Source organism: Galactobacter sp. (assembly GCF_022712295.1).
Classification (GTDB): Bacteria; Actinomycetota; Actinomycetes; order Actinomycetales; family Micrococcaceae; genus Galactobacter.
Window position 1 is genome coordinate 1 of record NZ_JALAGT010000165.1, and the last position, 22,892, is coordinate 22,892.

A 22,892-nucleotide genomic window follows, 5' to 3' on the forward strand; every position below is an offset into this window, starting at 1 on the left:
CCACTCCCACCTGGGACACGGCAGAGATGATGGCGCCACCTGCATTGCGCTGCCACACCGCCGCCAGCGTCCCCAACGGCAGGGCGATGATCAGGGCCACGATGATGGCAAGGAGGCACAGGATCAGGGTCACCTGCAGACGGTCCAGCACGGTGCTGGTGATGTCTTGGGCCGTTACGTAGGAGAGACCGAAGTCGCCGGTCACGAAACCGCCGAGCCAATGGAAGTACTGGCCCACCAGACTTCCGCCGACATCATGCGCCTCTCGCCAGCGTTCCAGCGCCTGAGGCGTGGCGTCGGTACCGAGGGCAACCACTGCGGGGTCTCCTGGTACCACTCTCAACAGGACGAACACGATGATGGTGGCCACGAGAACAGTGACGACGAACTTGGCGACGAGGCCTGCCAGTCTGGCGATCATGACTGCGACCTCCCCCACGGGTTTCTCTGCGTCGCGAAGATGATCATTCCCATGAGATCCCCGTGATGTCGAAGGACTCCGACACGGAGTTCTTCTGGATGCCCGTGAGCCCATCGGTTGCGATGGTGATATTCGGCATCAGGAACAGCGGAACCGCTGCAGCGTCGTCCACCGAGGTCCGTACCGCCTTCTTCATGCCCTCTCCGAATTCTTCGAAGGAGCCGGCGTCTGCCTTGTCCACTTGGGACGCCACGTCCGAGCTGTCGTAACGGGTGTAGTAGTCGGGGTTGTCGAAGGTGATCGGGAAGTCATGAGCCTCAGGCGTGAGGATCACACTCATCTGGTAGTCGGCCTTCGTGAAGACCTTGTCGAGCCACACGGCAGGGAATTCCGATGAAACGAGCTTCACGTTGATGCCCGCTTCCTTCAGCTGTGACTGGACCACTTCCGAGACGGCGGTCGCATAGGGGCGGGTCGGGACCTGCATCTCGATGGTCAGATCCTCTTGCCCAGCTTCCTTCAGAAGCTTCTTGGCCTTGGCGACGTCGTGCGGGTACACGTCCGTGAGGTCCTCGTAATAGGCCTCGGTGGGCGGGACGAAGGACGCGATGGGCTGACCGTAGCCGCCCCATGCGGTGTCGATGATGGCCTGGCGATCCACCGCATAGTTGATGGCCTGGCGTACGCGTTCGTCCTTGAACGGGGCCTTGGAGTTGTTCAACGGTAAGAACACCTCACCGGTGGAGGTGCCCTCGATGACGTCGTACTCCTTCTGCTTCTCGAAGGTTCCGACCAGGTCCGGAGCCTGCATGTTGACCAGGAGGTCTGCGTCGCCGGCCTGCAAGGCATTGGTGCTCGCCACAGCGTCGGCGAAGTAGCGGAAGGTGGCGGTCTCGATCGCCGGAGCGTCTCCCCAGTAGTCGTCACGCAGTTTCATGGTGATCTTCTCACCGGGAACGCGGTCGGTCACCTCGTAAGGGCCGGTACCCACGGCGTCGTTGGCGAGATCGGAGACGCCCTCCTCGTCGAACATCTGCCCAACGGTGCCGGTCATGTTCAGGAGCCACTGATTCGACGCTTGCTTGAGTACCACCTTGACGTGGTGGTCATCCACGACCTCGACGTGGTCAAGGGCATCCATTCGGCCGCCGTCTGTGGTCCACTCGTCCTTGATGCGTTCCAGGGAGAACTTGACGTCATCTGCCGTGAAGTCGCCACCGTTGGAGAAGGTGACGCCCTCCTTGAGCTTGAAGTCGTAGGTCTTCCCGTCCTCGCTCACCTCCCATGATTCCGCCAGCTGTGGAACCACTTCTCCGTCCTGGTCCGAGGTCACGAGCCCTTGATAGACGTTGTTCATGAGTGCCTGAGGAATGGCGGAACCGCTCGTCTTCGTGAAGTCCAGGTTGGCGGGCTCTCCGGTGACTCCGAGCACCAAGTCCTTCCCTCCATCTGAGCCGGAGGAGTCCTCCCCGGCGCCGGCAGAACAAGCGGTCATGGCAACGAGGGCACTGATGGCGAGGCCTGCGGTGAGGCTACGGCGCAGTCGGTGAGTCATAGGGTTCTCCTGTGCTGAGGATCGGACGAACGCGGGTCCTGAGGGCGTTGAAGATGAGTGAGGTGCACCTCATCGTGTTACTGGTCTGACCAGTAGACTTCACGCTAATATCGGTCTCCACGGCCCCACAACCAGGGAAATCAAGCCGTGCCAGAGCATTAACAGAGCCGAAATCGACCACTAGGCGGCACCCATGGATTTCACCCCTGTATTGGCCCAGCGGACCAACGCATATCAAGCGATCGTGAACCAAGTGGAGACCGCCATCACCGAGGGTGGACTTGCCCCAGGAGACCGGCTGCCCGGCGAGCGCCAACTCATGGCCGACTTCGGTGTCAGTCGCGCCACGGTCCGTGAGGCACTACGGGTACTACAGGCACACGGTCTCGTGGAGTCCAGACCGGGCGACCCTCGGGGACCGGTCATCACCCGCTATCCGCCCCGACTGCTCCAGGAATCGCTGGCACGTCTCGCGCTGTCCCAGGGAGCTGACCGCATCGAGATCCTGCAGTTCCGCCTCGTCCTGGCAGGACACGCAGCACAACTGGCGGCCTCAGTGCGGACCGACGACGATCTGAACAAGATCCAGTTCGCAGCGGACAACCTGGCAGCGGCCAAGGCCACCGAGACCGACCACGTGGCAGCGGCGATCACCGGTTTCCACTCCGCAGTGAATCAGGCGGCACACAATCAGTTCATCGAGGTGTGCGGCAACGCCGTCGCCGGCGTGCTGCAGTCGCTGATGGCCACCCGGCTTGCCTCGGATCGCGATGCCGCTGCCCGGCTGCAGCGCAGCATCAAGGACTCACAGGCGCTCCTACACGCCATCCGGGGCCGTGACTCCGAGGGCGCATTCCGCAGGGCTGTAGACAACATCCACCGCTACTACGAGGACGACCTCACCGAGGAGGAGCGGCGAGGGCTCTCCCCCATCCTCACCGACCTTTGAAGCTACTCCCCCAGCTGCCCCGACAACCTCGACGTGAACGCAGCGCTGGCCTTGTTCAGCCCCACGATCTCCACGCTCTTGCCGTGCTGCCGGTACTTCTCCGTCACCGCATCCAGCGCCGCCACCGTTGAGGCATCCCAGACGTGGGAGTTGGACAGGTCGATCACCACGCGTGCCGGATCTCCCGCGTAGTCGAAGCGGGTGTAGAGGTCGTTCGAGGACGCGAAGAACAATTCGCCATCCACCACGTACCGCGCCACGTCACTCTCACCGCCACGTTCAATGCCCGACGGTTCGGCACCGCTTCCAGCGGCACCCGAGGCCGCGTCGTCGGGCATTGAGGGCGCCTCCGGCGCCGACTGAACCGGCACCCTCCGCACGGAAACCAGGTGTGCAACGCGGCGGGCAAAGAGCACGCACGCGGTGACCACGCCGACCACCACTCCGATGGCCAGATTGTGAGTGGCGACGGTGGGGATCACTGTGGCGAGCATGACCACGGTCTCCGAGACCGGCATGCGGCGCAGCGTGGAGGGGCGGATGGAGTGCCAGTCGAAGGTCGCGACGGACACGAAGATCATGATCGCCACGAGCACGGCCATGGGGACCTCCGCCACGATGTCGCCCAAGAGTACACACAGCACCAGCAGGAACACCCCGGAGAGGAACGTGGAGACGCGGGAGCGGCCGCCGGAGGCCTTCACGTTGATCATGGTCTGCCCGATCATGGCGCAACCTCCCATGCCACCGAACGCGCCGGTGACGACGTTGGCGATGCCCTGTCCTACGCCCTCGCGGGTCTTGGAGGAGTGCGTGTCAGTGACGTCATCCACGAGCTTGGCGGTCATGAGGGACTCGAGCAGACCCACCACGGCCATGGCGAGCGCGAAGGGGAAGCAGATGCGCAAGGTCTCCCAGGTCCACGGGACGCCCGGCAGGAAGAGCATGGGCAGCTGATCCGGGAGCGCGCCCTTGTCCCCCACCGTGGGCACACTGATGTGGGCGAAGACGGCCAGGCAGGTCACCACGATGATGGCCACGAGCGGCGCGGGAACGGCCTGCGTGAGTTTCGGCAGACCGAAGACGATGATGAGGCCGAGCGCGCACAGCGGGTAGACGGCCCACGGCACGCCGATGAGCTCCGGCACCTGCGAGGAGAAGATGAGGATGGCGAGGGCGTTGACGAAGCCGACCATGACCTGCCGCGGGATGAAGCGCATCAGCTTCGCTACGCCCAGGGCCGAGAGCACGATCTGCAGGATTCCCGCCATCAGGACGGTCACCACCAGGTAATCCAGCCCGTGTTGCTTCATCACCGGCGCAACAACCAGTGCCACGGCACCTGTGGCGGCGGAGATCATGGCCGGACGGCCACCCGCGAAGGAGATGGTGATGGCCATGGTCACGGCGGAGAACAGGCCGATCCGCGGGTCCACACCGGCAATCACGGAGAACGCGATGGCCTCCGGAATCAGCGCCAGGCCCACCACCAGACCGGCCAGCACCTCCGTCTTGAGCAGCCGCGGCGAGCGCAGGACGGTGGAGACCTTGCCCCGCTTCGAGGGCGTGAGCTCGGGTTTGGTGTTCGTCGAGGCTGAGCGGGTCGGATTCGGTGGGGTTGGCTGCGACATTCAGACTTCCAGGGGCGTGCGAGGGTGACGAATCAGGGTATCGCGAGGCGGGCTTTGGTATGGGATCCGGGTCCGGAGTGGTGGTCAGTTTCGGCCTTCAGGACGGACGCTGGAGCCGCCTTCGCCACTGAAAAGATACTGCTCGGCGCCCACCACGCTGGTGAACAAGTCGGGATCCAACGTGACGCCGGTTCTGATGACGGAGTAGATGCCGCGGGGTTCCAGGATGATGCTCTGCACGTCTTCCGGTCGTCCCACCCCGGCCTGGCGCATGGCCGCGTGGAGATCGGCCGGTGAGGTGTGGGTCCGGCGGCACGCGTCCTCGATGGGCGCGCCGTGGGCAAAGACCAGGACCGGTGGCGCGCTCACCAGGCGCTTGGAGGTCCAGGTGCGTTCGACCGCGCCGAAGATGGCCTCCATGCACATCAAGGTCACCAGCCCGATGGCCCCCGCCGCCACCGTGGGAGGGTGCCCCAGGATCACACGCCCCGCCACCGCGCCCAACATGATGCACACCAGCGCATCGAAACCGCTCGTGACCGTCAGGATGCGCGTCCCGAAGAGCCGCACCAGGATCAGGAACACCAAATAGATCAGGACGGCGGAGAGAATCACCACCGGGATTCGATACCCCTGGATACCGAGCGTCTCCACCAAAAAAGCCGGCCAACCTTGTGGTGGCTGCATGCCTCATCCTCTTCGCGTCGCCTGAACTTCGCAGCCAGTCTAGGTTCACCTCCTCGAATCACCAGGAACGCGAATCACCAGGAACACCCTGATCCGGGCGGGCCGCAGGCCCGGACATCGGCCGATCAAGGCGACGTCGTGGGGAAGCCCGACCCACGGCGTCGGGCATGAGCACATGGACCGCGCAGCGATACGAAACAAGCCATAACAGTGGTTTAGGTGGGTTCAAGCGGAGCGTGCGGGCCACCGGCAATCATGACGGCCACCCTCCGCAGCTCCTTGAGTTCGGCGAGCGCGCCCGGGTTGCCGCGCAGGTTCAGCAGGGGCGTGTACTCGTGCACCAATCCGGCCGCCACGGCCTCAGCGCCGCCCTCCACCTCAACCCACGAGACCTCGACGTGCTGTCGCAGCCATTCGGTGATCGAGAGGACGTCTTCTGTCTCGAAGCTGAAGTCCAGGTGATTGGCACTGCCCACCAGGGAGCCCACCAACGGCCGATACCCCAGCACCACGCCGATGCTGCGGAAGAAGGTCCCATGACCTCGTCCCTCGAGTTCGTCATGGACCATCCGCCTGCGCAGGCTGCGCCCGGTCGCGGAGCCGATGAACAGCAGCCTGGTGCCGCGCTCTTGGACCCTGGTCCGGAAGGGTTCCGGGAGGGCTTCCGTGGTCTTGATCCACACGGCGTAGACGCCATGACCTTCCGGGACGGAGGCGGCCAGCCCATCGACGGAGTGGACGGTGGCGGGATCCAGCAGGGCGGTGACCAGGTCCTGAGGCGTGGTGGTCGTTCCGAAGTCCGACATGGTTCCTCCTGAAGGGCGTCTCCTGTGCGGCACGGGTGTGCGTGGTCCAGAGCCTATCCAGCCGGTGTCGTTTCCGGGAAGACCACCCCTGGGCAAGGAGCTTCGCAGGGACCCCAGTACTCACAGGGCCGTGTATCCACGCCCGGGCCCTGTCCTGCCATGCGAAAACCCGGCCCCAATGTGGTTCCTGGGGACGGTTGGGCGGCGGATCGGTGCCGCTGCGGTCAGCACGAAGTCGCCCGGCATCAGTGGAGCACGTCACCGCGACGACTCGCAGAGAGAAAGTCACCGTTCATGCACTTTCATATATGTGCACGAACGGTTACATTTAGGCGTGTGAATACGGCCCAACCACAAACCGAGTTGTTCAGTCCGGCGGACCTTGGGGAACTGATGCGTCAACAGCGCTTGAGCCTCGGCCTCACACAAGCGGCACTGGCAGAGCGTGCGGGCGTTTCGAGACGTTGGTTGATCAAAGCAGAAGCTGGCCAGTTCTCGACGGCCATCGGGATGTACATGCAGGTCTTGGACGTACTTGGCCTGGCTTTGTTCGTGGGGCACTCCGGAAGCAAGTCCGAGGCATGACTGCCCCTCTGACCGCGTTCCTGAGCGGTGAACCGCTCGGAGAGTTCTCCTTCGGCAATGGTCAGGCGACCTTCGACTATTCGGAGGACACCGCGCAGGATTCCACGCCGTTGTCACTGTCGATGCCACGAAGCCGTCAACACCACGGAAACCGTCCCGTGTCCGCATTCCTCAAAGGCCTGCTGCCTGACAATCAAGCGGCCCTGGCCAACATGGCACGCGGCGCAGGAACGTCACCGAACTCCTTGCAGGGGCTTCTGGGCGCCTACGGCCGCGATGTGGCCGGTGCCCTGCAGATCCTCCCTACCGGAGAACCCAGCGATGACTCGACTCCCGGCAATCTGGACACAAGCCCCCTCCTGGACCACGACAGCTTCGAGCGCCTTGTCGCAACCACTCGACAGGCTTACAGCAGCCCGGTTCCAGCCCAGAACGCCTTCCGGTTCTCGGTAGCCGGAGCCCAACCGAAACTGGCCCTGAGCATGAATTCGGCCGGCCAGTGGATCCAGCCCACCCGTGACATCGCCACCACACATCTGATCAAGCCACTCACCCACGATGTCACTGGTGGTGTCGCCGAGATGGAGATCCTGGAACAGATCACCATGCGGTCTGCCCGTTCACTAGGACTCGACGCACCTCAGATCCAGCTGTGGACGTCTGAACGCACGGGCCAGCAGGCCCTCATCGTTCCGCGTTACGACCGCAAAATCGTGGGCAATCATGTGGTCCGCATCCACCAAGAGGACCTGTGCCAGGCTCTGGCCATACCGCCGGAGAAAAAGTACCAACATCGCGACAGTGGACCCGGGGTGGGCGCCATTGCTCGGCTCTTTGCCGATCGAGCTCCCCGCCAGCGTCACGAGCTGGGCGTCGCCTTCTTCCGGCTCCTGGTCTTCAACCTGGGCATCCTGGGGACCGACGCTCACGCCAAGAACTACTCACTGTTCCTGGACGGACGCGATGTGGCCATGACTCCGCTCTATGACTCGATCTCAGCGGCAGCCCACGCAACGCAGGTCCAGAACACGGGAGATCTGACGTTCCCGATGTCCATTAGCGGTGAATACAAGTTCGATTCCATCTCCCCCCAAGGACTGCTCCGCGAAGGGAAACGCCTGGGACTCGACACTACTGCTGCGGAGAACATCATGAACGATCTTCTCCCCCGCATTCCGGCGGCCATGACGACCGCGGCCGAAGAGCTACACCGCGCAGACCTGGCCCAAATGCTCAGTGACGGGCTGAGCCGCCTCTCCCTCAGCCGACACTTCACCGGCCATGTCTGACGAGGGCAAAGTGCGAGCGACGCTCCAACCGGCGAGTCACCGTTCGTGCACTTCCCTTAATGTGCACGAACAGTGACACCGACGCTCTGAGTCCCTCACTATCAGGCCGCCTTTCCAGGCTCAGGCTGTGCCCCTGCCAGACGGGCCCCGGACCACCCTTGGGCCCCGGGGAAGAGCAATACCTCGGCGAAGGGACCCAGCCCGAGTAGGGGAATCCGGGACGGGCAAGGCTCCGGAACACGCGATCCGTCGGCCTCGTCTGACACGATGGATCCATGTCCACGACCGCGGCTGGGCAACCGCCTCAGCACAGCCCCCAGCGCATGCATGCGCCTGGCGCCTACGCGCGCCTTTTGGAGCTGCGCCGCACCCGACAGGAGGACTCCGCCTGGTCCCTGTTGTGCGCGGACAACGCTGCACTGATCATGGGCACCTTGGGCAGGCACCTGGCGGGAGAAGTTCGCCGCATCGCCGCGGAAGACCTGATCGAGGCAGTGGAGCAGGACCTGGATGATCTCCGCTCCCGCGGCGAGGAACTTCCCCAGACCGCGCGCCGCTATTGTGCGGACTGGCGTTCCAACGGGTGGCTGATCGCCCGCCCGTCCTCGAGCAGCCGCGGGGAAACCTTCGAGCTCTCCGACGGCGCACTGCGTGCCATCCAGATCGCGGACTCGCTGACCACGCCCAAGTCAGCAGTCACCGAGTCCAGGCTCGCAGCGATCTCCGGGCAGCTGACGGACCTCTCCGTGGATACAGATCCGGACCGTTCGCGGCAGCTGGCCACCCTCACGGCCCAGCGCGAGGCCCTTCACCAACGCATCGAGCGGATCCAGCGCGGCGAAGATCCGCCCATCGCCATGCGGGACGCGGTGGAACGCCTCCGCGACATCCTGACCCAGGCCGCGGAACTCCCCTCGGATTTCGGTCGTGTCAGGGCCCGCTTCGAGGAACTCAACGCCACCCTGCGGGAGCGCGTCCTGGAATCGGATGCCTCCCAGAAGCACGTCCTAGATGAGATGTTCCGAGGCGTGGACCTGATCGGGGAGTCCGATGAGGGCCGCAGTTTTGCCCAGTTCCTGCGCCTGGTGCTGGACCCGGAGGCGGGAGCAGCGTTGGACGACGATGTGGATCAGGTCCTGGACCGCGATTTCGCAGAGCAGCTCTCCCCGGCCGAGCGCCGATTCCTGCGCAGTTTCCGCGCCCTGCTCAAGCGTGAGGGCAAGGACATTCAGTCCTCCATCGCCGGCTTTGCCCGGGGCCTGCGCCGCTACGTGCAGTCCCAGGAATTTCACCGTGATCGCGCACTACGGGACCAACTGCGCGCAGCACTGACCGAGGGCCTCACCGCAGCGCCACACACCAAACCGTTCCGCGAGACCGACATCGAACTGCAGCTCAGCGGCGTCCCGATGGCCGGAGTTGGTGCATTGGTCCTCTACGATCCCGGCGCCATGGAGACCGCAGAGGACCCACAGCTCATCCCAGACGCGGAGGTCTCGCTGGAGGAGCTACGGGCGTTGGCCCGTGAGACCGAGATCGACCTGGATGAGCTGCGCAACAACATCTCGACCACGCTGGCGCAGCACCCGGAAGCCAGCATCGGAGACGTCCTCACGGCTTTCCCCGCCACCCAGGGCGTGGCCTCGGTGGTTGGCCTGCTCAGCTTGGCCATGGGTGCCGTCCCGATCGGTGCCGCGGAACTGGTTCCTATGCCTGGTGGCGCGGCCCCGGCCGAGCACGGGACCTGCGCCGAAGGCGTCGCTCCGGGTGGGCCGCCACCGGCCGTCGGACATTCCGGTTGCACCGAGCCCGTGGAGTGGGGAGCCCTGAACGGTGCCACGCATCGAGCCGATATCCCCCTGTACCGCTTCACGAGGACCCCCGATTGAGTCAATCACCAACCGAACCCACCGCAACCACCGCAGGGCTGCTGTGGGCTGAGGACACCGGGACGCTGCCCGAGGCCTCCCGTCGTGCACTGCTCGCCCTGGTTCGCGGACCGTATCTTGACCAGCGCGACAAGCCGCAACTGTTCTCCGCCCTGATCACCGACCAGGACGCCATCCGATCTCAACTGCACAACCTCTTCCTTGAATTGCACCTGCATCAACAGGCCGGAGTCGCGTTTGTGCGTAATGTGGCCACGCCTGAGTTGGCCACGCCCGCGGCGGTCCGCTCACACACGTTGACCTTCCTGGACACGGCCATGCTCCTGGTTCTGAGACAGCTCCTGCTCGCCGCTCCGGCAGAGACCCGCGTGATCGTGGGTCGGGAGGAAGTCACTGACCAACTCAAAGTGTTCAGGACCAGGGACCGCGACGAGGCGGATTTCCGCAAGCGCCTCAACGCCTCGTGGAACACCATGATGAACAAACTCAATGTGCTGAAGAAGGTCAGTTGTGGGGAATCCGACGAGGACCAGCGGGTAGAGATCTCCCCGGTGCTGCGCCTGATCATGGACGCAGAACAGAATGGTGCCATCCGTGCCGAGTATCAGCGCATCGCTGCTGCTGAAGGCCAGACCTTTCTCGACGCTGCCGAGGGTGAGGGGCACGTTGGGGAAGCGGCCGGCGATGACGCCGAAGATGCCCTCGACAACGGATCTGGCAGGCAGGACGACGAATGAGCAAGCAGGCATTATTCACCGATCCACAGTCTCGTCAGTACCGGCTGGCGCGGGTGGAACTGATCAACTGGGGCACGTTCCACGGCATCGCCTCTCTCGACGTGGCGCGGCAGGGACACCTGATCACCGGTGCATCCGGATCGGGGAAGTCGTCGCTGCTTGACGCCATCGCGACGGTGCTGACGCCGCGGAAGTGGTTGCGCTACAACACGGCGGCCCAGGATGCCGGGACCCGCGGTGGGGACCGAACCCTCATGTCCTACCTGCGAGGGGCGTGGAGCAAGCAGGCCGATGACGACGAGGACACCACGGTGTCCCAGTACCTGCGCCGCGCCACCACCTTCTCGGGGTTGTTGCTTCGGTACGACTACGCCGCTGGGGACCAGGGCTCCAGCGTGACGTTGGCCAGGCTGTTCCACGTGAAGGGCACCAGCACTGACTCCTCCGAGATCAAGGACCTGGCCTTCGCCACGGCCGGACCGACCGTGCAGGCCCCGAAACTCGCCGATCTGGCGCCATATGCTCGCAACGGTATAGACGTACGAGCCGCCAAACACAACTTCCCCGACGCCACCATCACCTCCACCGGATCTCACTCCCGGTACTTCGGGCGGCTACGCCGCGAGTTCAAGCTCCCCAACGACACCGCCCTGCAGCTGCTGCACCGCACCCAGGCCGCGAAGAATCTGGGTTCCCTCGACCGGCTCTTCCGCGACTACATGCTGGACGAGCCGGAGACGTTCGCGACGACCGCCACCGCCGTGGGTCAGTTCGTGGACCTGAAGGAGGCCCACCGGATGGTGGTGCAGGCCCGCAAACAATTGCAGATGCTCAACGAACTCCAGGTGCGGGCGGATCAATTCGAGTCCTCCGCGGCGGCGGCCGATCACGCTCACGTCCTTTGGGATTCGGTGCAGGAATTCGCTAACCGGCTGGGTCTGGACCTTGCACGGCAAGACCTGGAGCGGCTCTCCCGGAACCGCATCGAGGCCCGTACCACTCTGGATACGGCGGAGGAAGCCGTGGCCACTTGTGAGGAGGAGCTCGCCCGCGCCGAGGCTCTGGTCAGGGACAACGGCGGGGAACGTATCGAAGTAGAACGCGAACGACTCGCTCGGGCTGTCTCCGATGCGGCATCCGTGGCGTCACGCCGCGCGGACCTGGAGGAGGAACTACGGGAAGTCGGCATCGACATCCCGGCAGATGCCACGGAGTACCTGCAATTGGCCTCTTTGGCGCAGGACGCCAACACGCCTTCCGGCTTCACCGACGCGGCCGAGTTCGCCCAGCGCAGCAAGCTCCAAGCTGACCTCAAGGAGACCGCAGCTCAGCTTGAAGCACTGAAGGGAAGACGCTCCAACCTGGACCCGCGCCGCCTCGCGGCCCGCGCACAGATCGCCAAGGCCATCGGAACCTCGGAGGGAGCCCTGCCGTTCTCTGGCGAGCTGATCGACGTGGAACCGGAGTACTCGGAATGGACCGGTGCCATCGAACGCGTGCTGCGCCCACTGGCACAAACCATGCTGGTGCGGACCAATGACCTGAAACGGGTGCGAGAGTTCGTGAACAACCACCACCTGGGCACACGATTGGTCTTCGAAGAAGTGCCTGTCCGGGTGGACACCCCGCGACCTGTGGGCGGCGATTCCCTGGTGCACCGGATTCGCGTAACAGATTCCCCGTTCGCAGCCTGGTTGCAGGAACGGCTGGCCCGCCGCTTCGATTTCACCTGCGTGGACTCCCCGAACGAGCTGGGCCGGCACGAGCGTGCCGTGACCATCACCGGCCTGGTGAAGCATCCGCATGGTCGCTACGAGAAGGATGATCGCACTCAGGTCCAGGACACCAGTACGTGGGTGCTCGGTTCCGACAACGAGGCCAAGACCGAGCGTCTCATCACCGCTTACAAGGCAACGCAACAACACCTGAGTGCCGTGCAAGCGAGCATCGACCGTCAGGCGGCGGAGGATGCTGCCGCGCGCAAACGCGCGGACCTCACCAGACGTTTGGCCAAGCGGCCCTACTCCGAGGTGGATGTGGCCGCCGCAGAGTCCCACTTAGCGGAACAACGCAAGGCTCTGGAGTCCCTGACGCAGGGAAATGCGCCCCTGGAGCAGGCGTTGGCTGCCCAGCGCCGCGCGGAGGCCACACGAGCCGGTGCGCGCGAACACGAGCGCGAGTGCGACCGCGCCCTGGCCAGGCTGGACTCGCAAGTGGATCAGCTTCAGGGCCAAGTGCGCACGCTCTCCGAGCAACTCGGCGGAACCGACCTGGAAGCGGAGGTCCGGGATTCCCTGGATCGGCTCTTCCGCGAACACACCCGTAGACCCTCCCGGGAGTCGTTGCCGGGCGTCGCCGCAGCCGTCACCCGGAACCTTTCCCTGCAGGAGCGTGCCCACCGGGATACGGGTGCACAGGCCAAGGCCGCCTTCGAACGCAGCGCCGACCGCTTCTGCCGTGAATTTGCCGAAGCTTCCGCCGACCTCACGGTGAACATCGACGACCGTGGTTCCTATCGAGAGCTGCGTGCCCGTATCGCCGAGCGGGGACTGCCGGAGTTCGAGGAACGTTTCGCCACCATGCTGCGCGATCGTTCCCGGGACGTCGTCGCCGAGCTGTTGGACGAGATCATGTCCGCAGGCCGGGCGGTACGTGAACGGATCGAGCCGGTCAACGCCTCGCTGGCCCGCTCCCCCTTCGACACAGGTATCACCTTGCGTATTCGTGTGAAGGAGAGTCGCGGAGCCGAGGTCAACGAGTTCCTGTCGCAACTACAGAGCATCGCCTCCGGTTCCTGGACCGACGGCACCTCGGAGCAGGATCTCCAGGCCGCAGAGCAACGTTTCGCCGTGCTGGATTCCCTCATGACTCGGCTCGGCTCCTCGCAACCGGCGGACGAGGCCTGGAAGCGGCGTTGCCTCGACACGCGGGAACACATGAGCTTCCAGGCCTTGGAAGTCGACGAATCCGGCGGCGTCGTCAACGTCAACGATTCCTCCGTTGGGCTCTCCGGTGGCCAGCGGCAGCGTCTCGTGATCTTCTGCCTCGCCGCAGCCTTGCGGTATCAGTTGGTGGAGGACGTGGAAGACAGGCCGCTCTACTCCACGATCGTGCTGGATGAAGCCTTCGACAAGGCTGACTCCGCCTACACTCGCCGCGCCTTGGACGTCTTCCGCGAATTCGGCTTCCACCTGCTCCTCGCCACGCCTCAGAAACTGCTCTCCACGATCGAGCCCTACATCGGCGGCATCACCGTGGTCTCCAACCCGACCCGGAACAGGTCGCAGTTGGCTGCGGTGCCGTGGGAGGAGATCGGTACTCATACCGGAGGAGCTATGCCCGACGGCGCGAGTCCGGCTTCCGGCTCCACTTGTTCCGTCCCAGCGCTGACCGGCACGCCTGCGGCGCGACCGCAGGTGCGCGGAACGCGCGCCACAGTGGAGGCCCCGCACGCCCAGGGCGTCGAGTCCGGTGAGACAACCGAGGAAGGTGTGTCCACGGCGTCGGGCACTGGTTCTCGTGCCGAGAGCGACCCCAACGATGAGGCGACCCTGTGGTGAGCGGCCCCGTGGCACCGGACGATGCGAGGGAGCGCGCGGCGAAGCTGGCCCGACGGAATCTGGGGGACTGGGCCGTCTCCCCCGCCGCTGCCGAAGCCGCGCGGTTCGAGCTGCCCTTGCACCCGCCCACCGAGCGTGCCGTGCTCGCCGATCAAAGTGCGGCGCGGTCCTGGGCGGATGCGTGGCGCGGAATCGACGGCGTGCAGTGGGACGACCGGAAGTGGTCTCGAGTGGGAACGCAGTCGGTGCCGATTCGGCTGGACTTGGCCACGGCTACGGTGATTTCTCGGTTCGCGGGGCGGGCGACCAGTGGCGATTGGGCACGCGCGCTGGAACTGGTGGCGGCAGCACGTGAGGCCTTCTCGGTGGAAGATCTGGAGAACACCGAACTCGGCCGCACCATGGCGTCGAAGCTGCCTGCTCTACTTAAACTTCCGGCCACGGACGCGCGCCTCTGCCTGGGACTGGCCGGCTGGTTGTCCACACATGACGTATCCGGCATGTATCTGCGCCAGGTTCCCCTGCCTGGGGTGGACACCAAATGGCTCGGGAAGCACCGTGGCCTCGTCACGGCACTGGTGCGGGCCGCCACCAGGCGCGATGACCTGGGGCTGGCCTCCGCGCCGGAGCGGACCCGCGTTCGGATACTCGACCCCGCTGCGGCACCGGCACTGGCCGCACTGGGGCTCACCGACGTCGAGGCGCCGCTGGACGAGTTGGCGTCGCTGCGCATCACCGCGTCCGTAGTGCTGGTCGTGGAGAACCGCGAGACACTGCTGGCGCTGCCGTTATTGCCTGGGGTGGTCGCCGTGGAGGGTCACGGGTATGGGGCCGGGCCGCGGCTGGCTGCGCTTCCCTGGATGTCATCTGCACGGGTGCTGTATTGGGGCGACCTGGACTCTCACGGACTGGCGATCCTTGATCAGTTCCGCTCACGATTCCCCGAAGCGGAGTCGGTGTTGATGGACGTGGGCACGCTCGAGGCTCATCGGACGCTGTGGGTGCCGGAACCCTCACCGAGCGCGGCTTCGATGCCGCGGCTGAGTCCTTTGGAGTCCGAGTCCCTGGCCCTGCTTCGTTCCACTGGGGATATGCGGCTGGAGCAGGAACGGATCCCGTGGCCGTGGGTGCTGTCGGGTCTAGGTGCCGCACTGGCGTCCTGAGATGCCCTGTCGACGCTGCGCGTCATGCCGCAGGACCAGGCTTTCGTGGGACGTGCGCCGTATCGGCGCAAGTCTGATGAAAACCCGGTCCCACCGGGATATTGGTGAGGGATCACCTCACCAGTTCTCGGTGACGCCCTCCACGTTGCGCGGCAGCTTCTTCCACGCCGGGGTGTACAGGTACACGTTGCCTCCAGAGGACTTCTGCCACACCTTTTCGAAGTTCTCGCGCTTGTACACCCGCCGCACGTCCTGATTGGTCTTCCCGTTCGGGTCGTTGAGGATCGGATCGCCGTCCTTCGTGAATCCGACCAGCACCATGAGGTGCCCGGTGCTCTCCCAGCCGGCTTCAGGCATCTCCTCCAGCGACCAGGACAGCGACGTGATCACCGGGATCCCGGCCTTGATGAAGCGCTCGGCCTCGGCCAGGGAACGCAGGCGGGTGATCTGGGTGTTCAGGCCGAAGCGGTGCGCGTAGGCCGCGTTGAACGGCCAGTTTCCTGAGCCCTCATAGGCGTAGTCCCACGCGTGCAGTGCCGCGTAGTCCACCTGTGGGTCCTGCTGAATCTGCTCCAGGCCTTCGACCGAGTCCAGTTCGCGCCGAGGCACGCGGTGACCCCAGTAGTCCTGCACCATGGAAGACGAGGTCGGGGAGCACCAGACCTCCCCTCCCCCGCCGAACTCCGGGAACTCACCGGCATGCACGTTCTGGGAGTAGGCCGGCACCTTCAGTTCCGTGTGCTTGCCCAGCGTGAATTCGCTCGTCTCCGGCACATCACCGAAGAGCTCGTTGGTCATGGTGGTCATCGAGTCCACGGTCGGTGAGGCGTGGGACCCGGCAGGCCGCATCAGCTTCATGCGGGTCTGGAACGCGACGGGTTCCTTCCCGGAGATCGCGGAGAACGTGTCCGTGAAGATCTGCCCGTCCTCATCCGTTTGCCCATCGACGGAGGTGCGGTGAATGTCGCCGGCCTCGAAGTCCATGCCCGAGGTCCACCGGCCCATGACGTACCACTTGGTCCACTCACCGGATGCCAGCTTTCCGCGGAAGGCCGGTTCGACCCACGTGCCGGTGGGTGTGCGCACGTTCCAGGACACGATGGCCTCGTCGATCGAGTACCCGGGCCTCACGACCTCGGAGGTCCACGTCCCGTACTCGTACTTTCGTGCTCCCGCATCTCCGAACGGGTCCTTGTACGTCCGCGTCGGCAGCTTCCCCACCCGCGGCACGCGAAGGCCCGTCCCGGGCACGGAAAGCAGGTGATTCGAGGCGCCCCGAGCGAAGTCCCGATGGGAGTCCCAGTGCGTTGACGTGATCTTACGTTCCGTATCGTCACCCGTCTTGGTTTGGGCGGCCGCCGGGGACGCCATGGTCAAGGTCAGCATCAATGCTGCCACCGCGACAATGAATTTGCGAAGCTTCATGGAATCTCCCCTGCTCTGCGATCTGCGTCACAGTCGAGTGTGCACCGTTCTACCGCTGACCACCAGATGCGTAACGGTGTTTTTACGTTGCAGATCGGAGATTCGACTCAGATCCCGATCCAGTTCAGGGCAACCCCGAGCATGAACACGGTCACCGCGAAGGACAGACCGGCCACGACAAGGTGCAGCACACGGTTCATCTGCAGCACCGCCACGAACTCGCGCAGAAAGGCGCTCGGGACGAAGTAGCGGGCAGTCTTGGCCCCGATCACCTGCGCGTCCACACCCAGCTTCCGCGACAGCAGCGCGGCCCGCGGCGCGTGGTAACCGTTGGTGACCACCAAGAGGGGCCGCTGCTCGGTTCCACTCCCCTGTCCGACGGCGGGGCCTCGCCCCGCGCTCTCCCGCTGGGACTCGCCGGTCGGCACCGTGCTGAGCGACGCGTCGTCGGGCATTCGCCGCGCCGTCACCGCGTCGGTGGCCACCTTGCGGGAGAACCGGAGGTTCTCCTCCGTGGTGCGGGAGCGGGTCTCCGCCACGACGTCCGCGGGATTCATCCCGTGCTCCACGAGGTACTCGGCCATGGCCTCCCCCTCGGGGCGCGGCTCGTCGGGGCCCTGCCCGCCGGAGGGGATCATGATGGTGGTCGCATCTCGATGTTCGGCGAAGGCCTTCCGCCCCAGGTCGAGCCGCGCGGCGAGCAGCGGTGGGACCTTGCCGTTGATGAGGCCGGAACCGAGCACCACCACGGCGTCAGGGCCGTTCAGCACCGGTCGGCGCGCGTCGCGTGCCGCTGCCCAGCGGTACAGGGCATACCAGATCGCGGCCAGAAGAAGGGAGAGCATGCCTCCCATGCTTCCACGTCGGGCTCGCTCCCGCCTGCGACTGGGGGCTGGTCCTGGGTCCCACCGGCGTCTTGTTCACGAGGCGCATGGCCTAATTGGCTCAGCAGTGAGACAGGCGCTTCATGCAAAGAATCTACAGCTGTTTTTTAATAACCTGGAGGGCGTGCCTTCTTCCTCTCCGGACCCCACCCAAAAGTCGCCTGCCCGCACCTGTCCAGGTGTCTATGTGGCGATCATCGTCGCCGTCATCACCATCGCTGCCGTGGTCATGAGCGTCCTGGTGGACCGCGGAATTCTCAGCTTCCCCGGCACCACCACGGCCCACGCCGCCGGTGCCCCCGCGGCGGGCTCGTCCTCAGCGCCCGCCACGGATTCCGATTCCTCGAAGAAGACCGCCCGACGGGCCTCGCATGCATCGACGTCGGCAACGGATGCTGCGTCGGCGCCGCAGGCCTCCGACGCCTCCGGGGCGAAGTCATCTCGTCCACGGGCTCCGAAGCCCGTCACAGGTCATGACGTGGCCTGGATCGGGGACTCCGTCTCCGCAGGCGGCACCACGCCCGTTCTGAAGAAGAAACTGCCGGGGCTGGTGGTCGATGCCCAGATCGGCCGCAGTTCCCGCGTTCTCGCCAGCGAGATCCAGGGCCTGGAGAGCCAGGGCCTGCTCGGTAACGTCCTGGTCGTGGAGTTGGGCGCCAACGGGGTGGCCCTGGATTCCGACATCGATGCCGCTCTGGACGCGCTGGGACCGAATCGGCAGCTCATCCTTGTCACCCCGCACGGTGGTGCTGACAACGCTCGCACCACGAAGGTCTACATGGATGCCGCCGAGCGTTTGCCCCAGCAGATCCAGATCGCCGATTGGAACGCAGAGTCCTCTCGGGTCAAGGATTTTGCCCCCGACGGCATCCACATCGGCGGACAGGGAGCGGGCGTCCTCGTCGACACCGTTGCGCCCAAGATCGCCGAGGCCAAGGCTCGCCTGAAGTGAGCGCTTCCCTGACCAAGACGGCTCCATCACGCCCAGACACCATCGGGACGCCTCAACCCGCCGTGGCCGTGCGGGCGCCTGGCCTCGACCGGTTGCGCGGCCTGGCCGTGCTCTTCGTTCTGCTCTATCACGCATGGCCAGGCACCGTTCGAGGCGGCCTGACCGGCGTGGACATCTTCTTTGTCCTCAGCGGCTACCTGGTGACGTCAGGACTGGTCAGGTCCCGCGCGTCCGGGCGCAAGCACCGCTGGGCCTCCTTCTGGGTTCGCCGCACCCGCAGGCTGATCCCAGCGCTTGCAGCCGCACTGATCGCCCTCACTGCTGCCGCGCTGCTCATCTCACCCATCCCCGCGCAGCTGGGCCGCCAGTGGGTCGGTGCGCTGACCTGGAGCAGCAACTGGTTCTACGTCTCCAGCAAGACCAACTACTTTGCCGAGCTGGACCCACCGTTCTTCCAGCATCTGTGGTCACTGGGGGTCGAGGCCCAGTTCTATCTGGTCTGGCCGGTGGCCCTGTCCGCGATCTGGATGCTGTCCCGAGTCCGCAAGGACACCGTGGGGATGCGCTGCTGGATCCCCACGCTGTTGTCCCTGCTCCTGGCCGTTGTCTCTGCAGCTGGGTTGGTCCTCGGGACACGGCACGGTGTGGATGCGTCCTCCCTCTACATGAACTCGGCCACCCATCTCTTCGGCCTCATGGCCGGAGCCACGGTGGCGCTGATCCCGGAGCAGTCTGCCCCCGGCACCAGGTGGCTGGCGCGGGCACGTTCATCGTCCCGAGCCTGGCCCGCACGGCTCGCGATCACGGTGCTGGTCCTGGCCCTGTGCCGACTGGCCTGGGTCGCACAGACCGACGACCCGCAGGTCCTCAATCGCACACTGCCGCTGGCCACCGGCCTGGCGGCCGTCGCCGTGCTCGTGATGACCAAGCTGCACCCGGCGCGTACGGGCACCGGCTCTGAGACACAAACCCGCTGGACGGGTATCCTCGCGCTCGGCCGAGTCATGGAGTGGTTGGGGCAACGCTCCTATGCGATCTACCTGTGGCACTGGCCTCTGCTCTTGGTCCTGCGCGGACTCCTGCCCCGGGATGCGGGAGACTTCGGCACAGCCATTTCCATCACCCAAACCCGAGCCGTTTTCATCGGTATCGTGATGATGGTGCTGGCCTGCTGCTTGGCAGAACTGTCATGGCATTTCATCGAGGAGCCGGTCAACCGCCTCGGGTGGATCAAGGCAGGCAGGGCCTTCACGACGTGGATCAGGGGTATCGCCGCCCGCCCGTTCCGCCTCTACCTGTGGCTCTCGGTCAGCGGTTCCCTTGTGGGTCTGGCCGTGATCGCCCTGGTTCTCTCCCCCGCGCAAGGGGCCATGCAGCAGCAGCTGGGGCTCTGACTAGATTCCTCCCCCGTCTCCGGAGTAGTCGCCAGAAGCCATGTTGTTGAAGCGGGAGAAGTGACCCTGGAAGGCCACCACGATGGTCTTGGTTGGACCGTTACGGTGCTTGGCCACGATGACGTCGGCCTCGCCCGCGCGCGGGGATTCCTTGTCGTAGATGTCATCGCGGTGCAGCAGGATCACCATGTCGGCGTCCTGCTCGATGGAACCCGATTCACGCAGGTCTGAAACCTGCGGGCGCTTGTCGGTGCGTTGTTCGGAGCCTCGGTTCAGCTGGGACAGCGCCACAACCGGCACGTCCAGCTCCTTGGCCATCAGCTTCAGTGCACGCGAGAACTCCGCGACCTCCTGCTGACGCGATTCCACACGTTTGCCGGAGGACATCAGCTGCAGGTAGTCCAGGACCACCAGCTTGAGGTCGTTCTTCTGCTTAAGCCGCCGGCACTTGGCCCGGATCTCCATCATGGACATGTTCGGGCTGTCATCGATGAAGAGTGGTGCATCGTTGAGCTGACCCATGGTCGAGGCGATCTTGGTCCACTGGTCATCGGTGACCTGACCTTTGCGAAGGTCTTGCATACCGATGCTCGCCTCGGCCGAGAGCAGGCGCATGGCGATCTCGTTGCGCCCCATTTCCAGGGAGAAGATCACCGAGGTCATATGGTGCTTCACCGAGGCGGAACGGGCGATGTCCAAGGCGAACGTGGACTTACCCACGGCCGGACGGGCCGCGACCACGATCATCTGCCCGCCCTGCAGGCCCTGCGTCCGCTCGTAGAACTCGTAGAAGCCGGACGGCACACCGACCATGCCCTCGCTACGGCTCGAGGCCGCCTCGATCTCGTCCACGGTGGCTTCCATGGCCATCGACAGCGGAACGTAGTCCTCGGTGGAACGGGTCTCGGCGACCTTCATGACCTCGGCCTGGGCCTCATTGACGATGGCATCCACCTCGCCGTCCTGCGAGTAGCCCATCTGGACGATGCGAGTACCGGCATCCACCAGCCGGCGCAGTACGGCACGCTCACGGACGATCTCCGCGTAGAAGCCTGCGTTCGCCGCGGTGGGGACCGATTGAATGAGCTCATGCAGGTAGGCGGCCCCGCCCACCCGCTGGATCTCCTGGCGTTTGGTGAGCTCATCGGCCACCGTGACGGCATCGGCAGGTTCGCCACGGCTGTAGAGGTCGGAGATGGCCTCGAAGATCATCTCGTGGTTGGGCTTGTAGAAGTCGGGGCCCTTGAGCACCTCGCCGACCTCTGAGATGGCGTCCTTGGAGAGCATCATGCCGCCGAGCACGGATTGCTCGGCCACCAGGTCCTGCGGGGGTGTCCTGGAACCCTGGCTTTGCCCGCCCTCGTACTCCTGAACGCTCACTCAATCTCCCCCTAGTAGTCGCCCTTACCGTAGGCGCCCACACACGGGTTGTCCACTCAGTTATCCACAGGGGGTGTGCGAGTCGTGTGCACAACTGCCCTGTTCATGCGGGAGTCGTGTGGACAAAGTGGGGACACGCCAGTGAACTTCTCAACCCTTCAGGCAAGAATTGCCGAGATTCCGCGGATCTTGGCGTGTGGACAAGATTCTTTTTCGGATCACTTGTCCCCAGGATCTCCTATGGCGTTGCACCTGAGTTGGGGAAATACCAGTCTTGACATGACCCCCGAAGCCGTGCCAAAGCGGGTTATCCACAGATCGCACGTGGTTGTACACAGGCGGGTTCCACAGAGCGGAGATCCCAGGTCCACCGTTCTTCCCCGATCCCCAGGACGGCGAAAGCCATATCTAAAGCGTCCACTGGGGCGTGGACACCGTAGATATGGCTTGCGACCGTTGAGAGATTGTTCAGGCAACCGGTGTCAGATTGTTCGGGTCTCGGGCTGCTCCGAGGACGCTCTTCAAGCGAAGACGGGCTGCGGCAGCTGGTGGAAGCCGGAATCGTGGAAGATCAGCGGGGAGTGCGCTGAGTCGTGGGTCTCCACGCCGTGAACCTGCAACAGGACCACATGGTGGTCGCCGGCAGGAACCTCCGCGTACACGCTGGTATCCAGCCAGAGTGCCGCGCGGCCCAGGAAGACGGCGCCCTCGTCAGAGGTGTGCAGGTCCAGGCCGGCGAAGCGGTCCCCGGATTTCGAGGCGATCTGACGGCACACGCCGTCATGCTCGGAGCCGAGGATGGACACACCGATACGGTCCGCGCCCTTGATGATGGGCCAGGTGTTGGAGGTGTTCTGCACGGCAAAGGAAACCAGGGCCGGTTCCAGCGAGACACCTACGGTGAAGCTGGAGGCCACGATTCCCTGCGGCGCTCCGTCCACGGTGGTGCACAGCGCGGCGACGCCTGAGGGAAAGCGCGCGAAGGCTTCGCGCAGGGCGTTGGGGGTCAGGTCATGTGAGAGGGTCATGAAGCATCCTCGCTCAAACTGCTCGGGCCACTCATCGAGGTGGCGGTACTTGCCGCAGCCAGGAAGAGCAGCGGCCGAATCCTCACCTGGGGCACCCCAACTACCGCGTCGAGGGTTGCCGGTGGACCAGCCAGGGCTTGTAGATCCACGCTCTTGATTCATCAACAACGGTAGAGGCCCGTATAAACGCGTGACAAGAGTGTTGCGAAATGCTTCGCGTCACGCTTCCCTCCGCGCGGGGAAGGTGTCCGACGTCGTGGCGGCGGCCACCGCCGTCGGGCCTTGTGTGTGCGATGCGAACATGGCAAGAGGCCCCCGCAGTTCCTGAAGGAACTGCGGGGGCCTCCCGCATCAGCGAACCGATCTGCATCCCACGCTCATGCGCGGGACGGGATCACTTGCGCTTCTTCTTGGACTTCTCGGCAACGACCGCGAGGTCGATGTTGGCGAGGACGTCCTCGTGCAGGCGCACGGTGGCCGAGTAGTTACCCACGGACTTGATGACCTGGGCGATCTAGCGCTTCAGCTTGTCGCCCTAGCCCGAGCCAAGGCGCTCG

The 22,892-nt window shown here is 64.8% G+C and carries 17 protein-coding genes, 2 pseudogenes and 1 riboswitch; of the genes and pseudogenes, 9 read left to right on the forward strand and 10 right to left on the reverse strand.

The window, feature by feature from the left end; all coding sequences use genetic code 11:
* Positions 1-421: pseudogene (locus tag Q0A15_RS11930) on the reverse strand (ABC transporter permease); the annotation flags it as partial.
* A gap of 43 nt (positions 422-464) precedes the next feature.
* Positions 465-1,976 (reverse strand): ABC transporter substrate-binding protein, encoded by a 1,512-nt coding sequence (locus Q0A15_RS11935; RefSeq protein ID WP_291279749.1) that lies wholly within the window; start codon positions 1,974-1,976, stop codon positions 465-467.
* A gap of 193 nt (positions 1,977-2,169) precedes the next feature.
* On the opposite strand from Q0A15_RS11935, the gene Q0A15_RS11940 reads away from it, so the two are divergent.
* Complete coding sequence (locus tag Q0A15_RS11940; protein WP_291279750.1) at positions 2,170-2,925, forward strand: GntR family transcriptional regulator; 756 nt, start codon at positions 2,170-2,172, stop codon at positions 2,923-2,925.
* Between the two features lie 2 nt (positions 2,926-2,927).
* On the opposite strand, the gene Q0A15_RS11945 is transcribed toward Q0A15_RS11940, so the two are convergent.
* The 3 genes from Q0A15_RS11945 to Q0A15_RS11955 all read right to left on the reverse strand — a co-directional run bounded on the left by Q0A15_RS11945 (position 2,928) and on the right by Q0A15_RS11955 (position 6,049).
* Entirely contained in the window at positions 2,928-4,556 is a 1,629-nt protein-coding gene (locus tag Q0A15_RS11945) for a SulP family inorganic anion transporter (protein ID WP_291279751.1), read from the reverse strand.
* A gap of 84 nt (positions 4,557-4,640) precedes the next feature.
* Positions 4,641-5,243 carry a DUF421 domain-containing protein gene (locus tag Q0A15_RS11950; RefSeq protein WP_291279752.1) on the reverse strand — a complete coding sequence of 201 codons (603 nt, stop codon included), beginning with the start codon at positions 5,241-5,243 and terminating at the stop codon, positions 4,641-4,643.
* A gap of 215 nt (positions 5,244-5,458) precedes the next feature.
* On the reverse strand, positions 5,459-6,049 hold the full coding sequence (locus tag Q0A15_RS11955; protein ID WP_291279753.1) for a GIY-YIG nuclease family protein: 591 nt from the start codon (positions 6,047-6,049) through the stop codon (positions 5,459-5,461).
* A 294-nt stretch (positions 6,050-6,343) separates the two neighbouring features.
* On the opposite strand from Q0A15_RS11955, the gene Q0A15_RS11960 reads away from it, so the two are divergent.
* From Q0A15_RS11960 to Q0A15_RS11985, 6 genes are all read left to right on the forward strand, one after another.
* The gene (locus tag Q0A15_RS11960; protein ID WP_291279754.1) at positions 6,344-6,634 is read left to right on the forward strand and encodes a helix-turn-helix domain-containing protein; all 291 of its coding nucleotides are present in this window, start codon (positions 6,344-6,346) and stop codon (positions 6,632-6,634) included.
* Entirely contained in the window at positions 6,631-7,923 is a 1,293-nt protein-coding gene (locus Q0A15_RS11965) for a HipA domain-containing protein (protein ID WP_291279755.1), read from the forward strand. Before Q0A15_RS11960 ends, Q0A15_RS11965 begins: the two co-directional genes overlap by 4 nt.
* Before the next feature lie 275 nt (positions 7,924-8,198).
* Positions 8,199-9,812, forward strand: a complete 1,614-nt coding sequence (locus tag Q0A15_RS11970) for a DUF3375 domain-containing protein (RefSeq protein WP_291279756.1) — start codon at positions 8,199-8,201, stop codon at positions 9,810-9,812.
* Positions 9,809-10,549, forward strand: coding sequence for a DUF4194 domain-containing protein (locus Q0A15_RS11975; RefSeq protein WP_291279757.1), 741 nt, complete (start codon positions 9,809-9,811; stop codon positions 10,547-10,549). Before Q0A15_RS11970 ends, Q0A15_RS11975 begins: the two co-directional genes overlap by 4 nt.
* Positions 10,546-14,109: an ATP-binding protein gene (locus tag Q0A15_RS11980; RefSeq protein WP_291279758.1), complete on the forward strand. Its 3,564-nt coding sequence runs from the start codon at positions 10,546-10,548 to the stop codon at positions 14,107-14,109. The genes Q0A15_RS11975 and Q0A15_RS11980 overlap by 4 nt, the downstream gene beginning before the upstream one ends.
* Positions 14,106-15,272, forward strand: coding sequence for a Wadjet anti-phage system protein JetD domain-containing protein (locus tag Q0A15_RS11985; RefSeq protein ID WP_291279759.1), 1,167 nt, complete (start codon positions 14,106-14,108; stop codon positions 15,270-15,272). Before Q0A15_RS11980 ends, Q0A15_RS11985 begins: the two co-directional genes overlap by 4 nt.
* A gap of 117 nt (positions 15,273-15,389) precedes the next feature.
* Here the strand turns inward: Q0A15_RS11985 and Q0A15_RS11990 are convergent, their stop codons facing one another.
* Together Q0A15_RS11990 and Q0A15_RS11995 are read right to left on the reverse strand one after the other, a co-directional pair.
* Positions 15,390-16,697: a C39 family peptidase gene (locus Q0A15_RS11990; protein WP_291279760.1), complete on the reverse strand. Its 1,308-nt coding sequence runs from the start codon at positions 16,695-16,697 to the stop codon at positions 15,390-15,392.
* Positions 16,698-16,804: 107 nt separating this feature from the next.
* Positions 16,805-17,542 (reverse strand): YdcF family protein, encoded by a 738-nt coding sequence (locus tag Q0A15_RS11995; RefSeq protein ID WP_291279761.1) that lies wholly within the window; start codon positions 17,540-17,542, stop codon positions 16,805-16,807.
* Between the two features lie 226 nt (positions 17,543-17,768).
* Here Q0A15_RS11995 and Q0A15_RS12000 point away from each other — a divergent pair, with 226 nt between their 5' ends.
* Complete coding sequence (locus Q0A15_RS12000) at positions 17,769-18,533, forward strand: hypothetical protein (protein ID WP_291279762.1); 765 nt, start codon at positions 17,769-17,771, stop codon at positions 18,531-18,533.
* Positions 18,530-19,927: an acyltransferase gene (locus Q0A15_RS12005; RefSeq protein ID WP_291279763.1), complete on the forward strand. Its 1,398-nt coding sequence runs from the start codon at positions 18,530-18,532 to the stop codon at positions 19,925-19,927. Before Q0A15_RS12000 ends, Q0A15_RS12005 begins: the two co-directional genes overlap by 4 nt.
* On the opposite strand, the gene dnaB is transcribed toward Q0A15_RS12005, so the two are convergent.
* The 3 genes and pseudogenes from dnaB to Q0A15_RS12020 all read right to left on the reverse strand — a co-directional run.
* The gene (gene dnaB, locus Q0A15_RS12010) at positions 19,928-21,307 is read right to left on the reverse strand and encodes a replicative DNA helicase (protein ID WP_291279764.1); all 1,380 of its coding nucleotides are present in this window, start codon (positions 21,305-21,307) and stop codon (positions 19,928-19,930) included. It abuts the gene before it with no gap.
* Between the two features lie 521 nt (positions 21,308-21,828).
* Positions 21,829-22,335 carry a flavin reductase family protein gene (locus Q0A15_RS12015; protein WP_291279765.1) on the reverse strand — a complete coding sequence of 169 codons (507 nt, stop codon included), beginning with the start codon at positions 22,333-22,335 and terminating at the stop codon, positions 21,829-21,831.
* A gap of 40 nt (positions 22,336-22,375) precedes the next feature.
* Positions 22,376-22,494: riboswitch (SAM riboswitch) on the reverse strand.
* A 235-nt stretch (positions 22,495-22,729) separates the two neighbouring features.
* Positions 22,730-22,837: pseudogene (locus Q0A15_RS12020) on the reverse strand (50S ribosomal L9 C-terminal domain-containing protein); the annotation flags it as partial.
* Positions 22,838-22,892 lie beyond the last annotated feature (55 nt).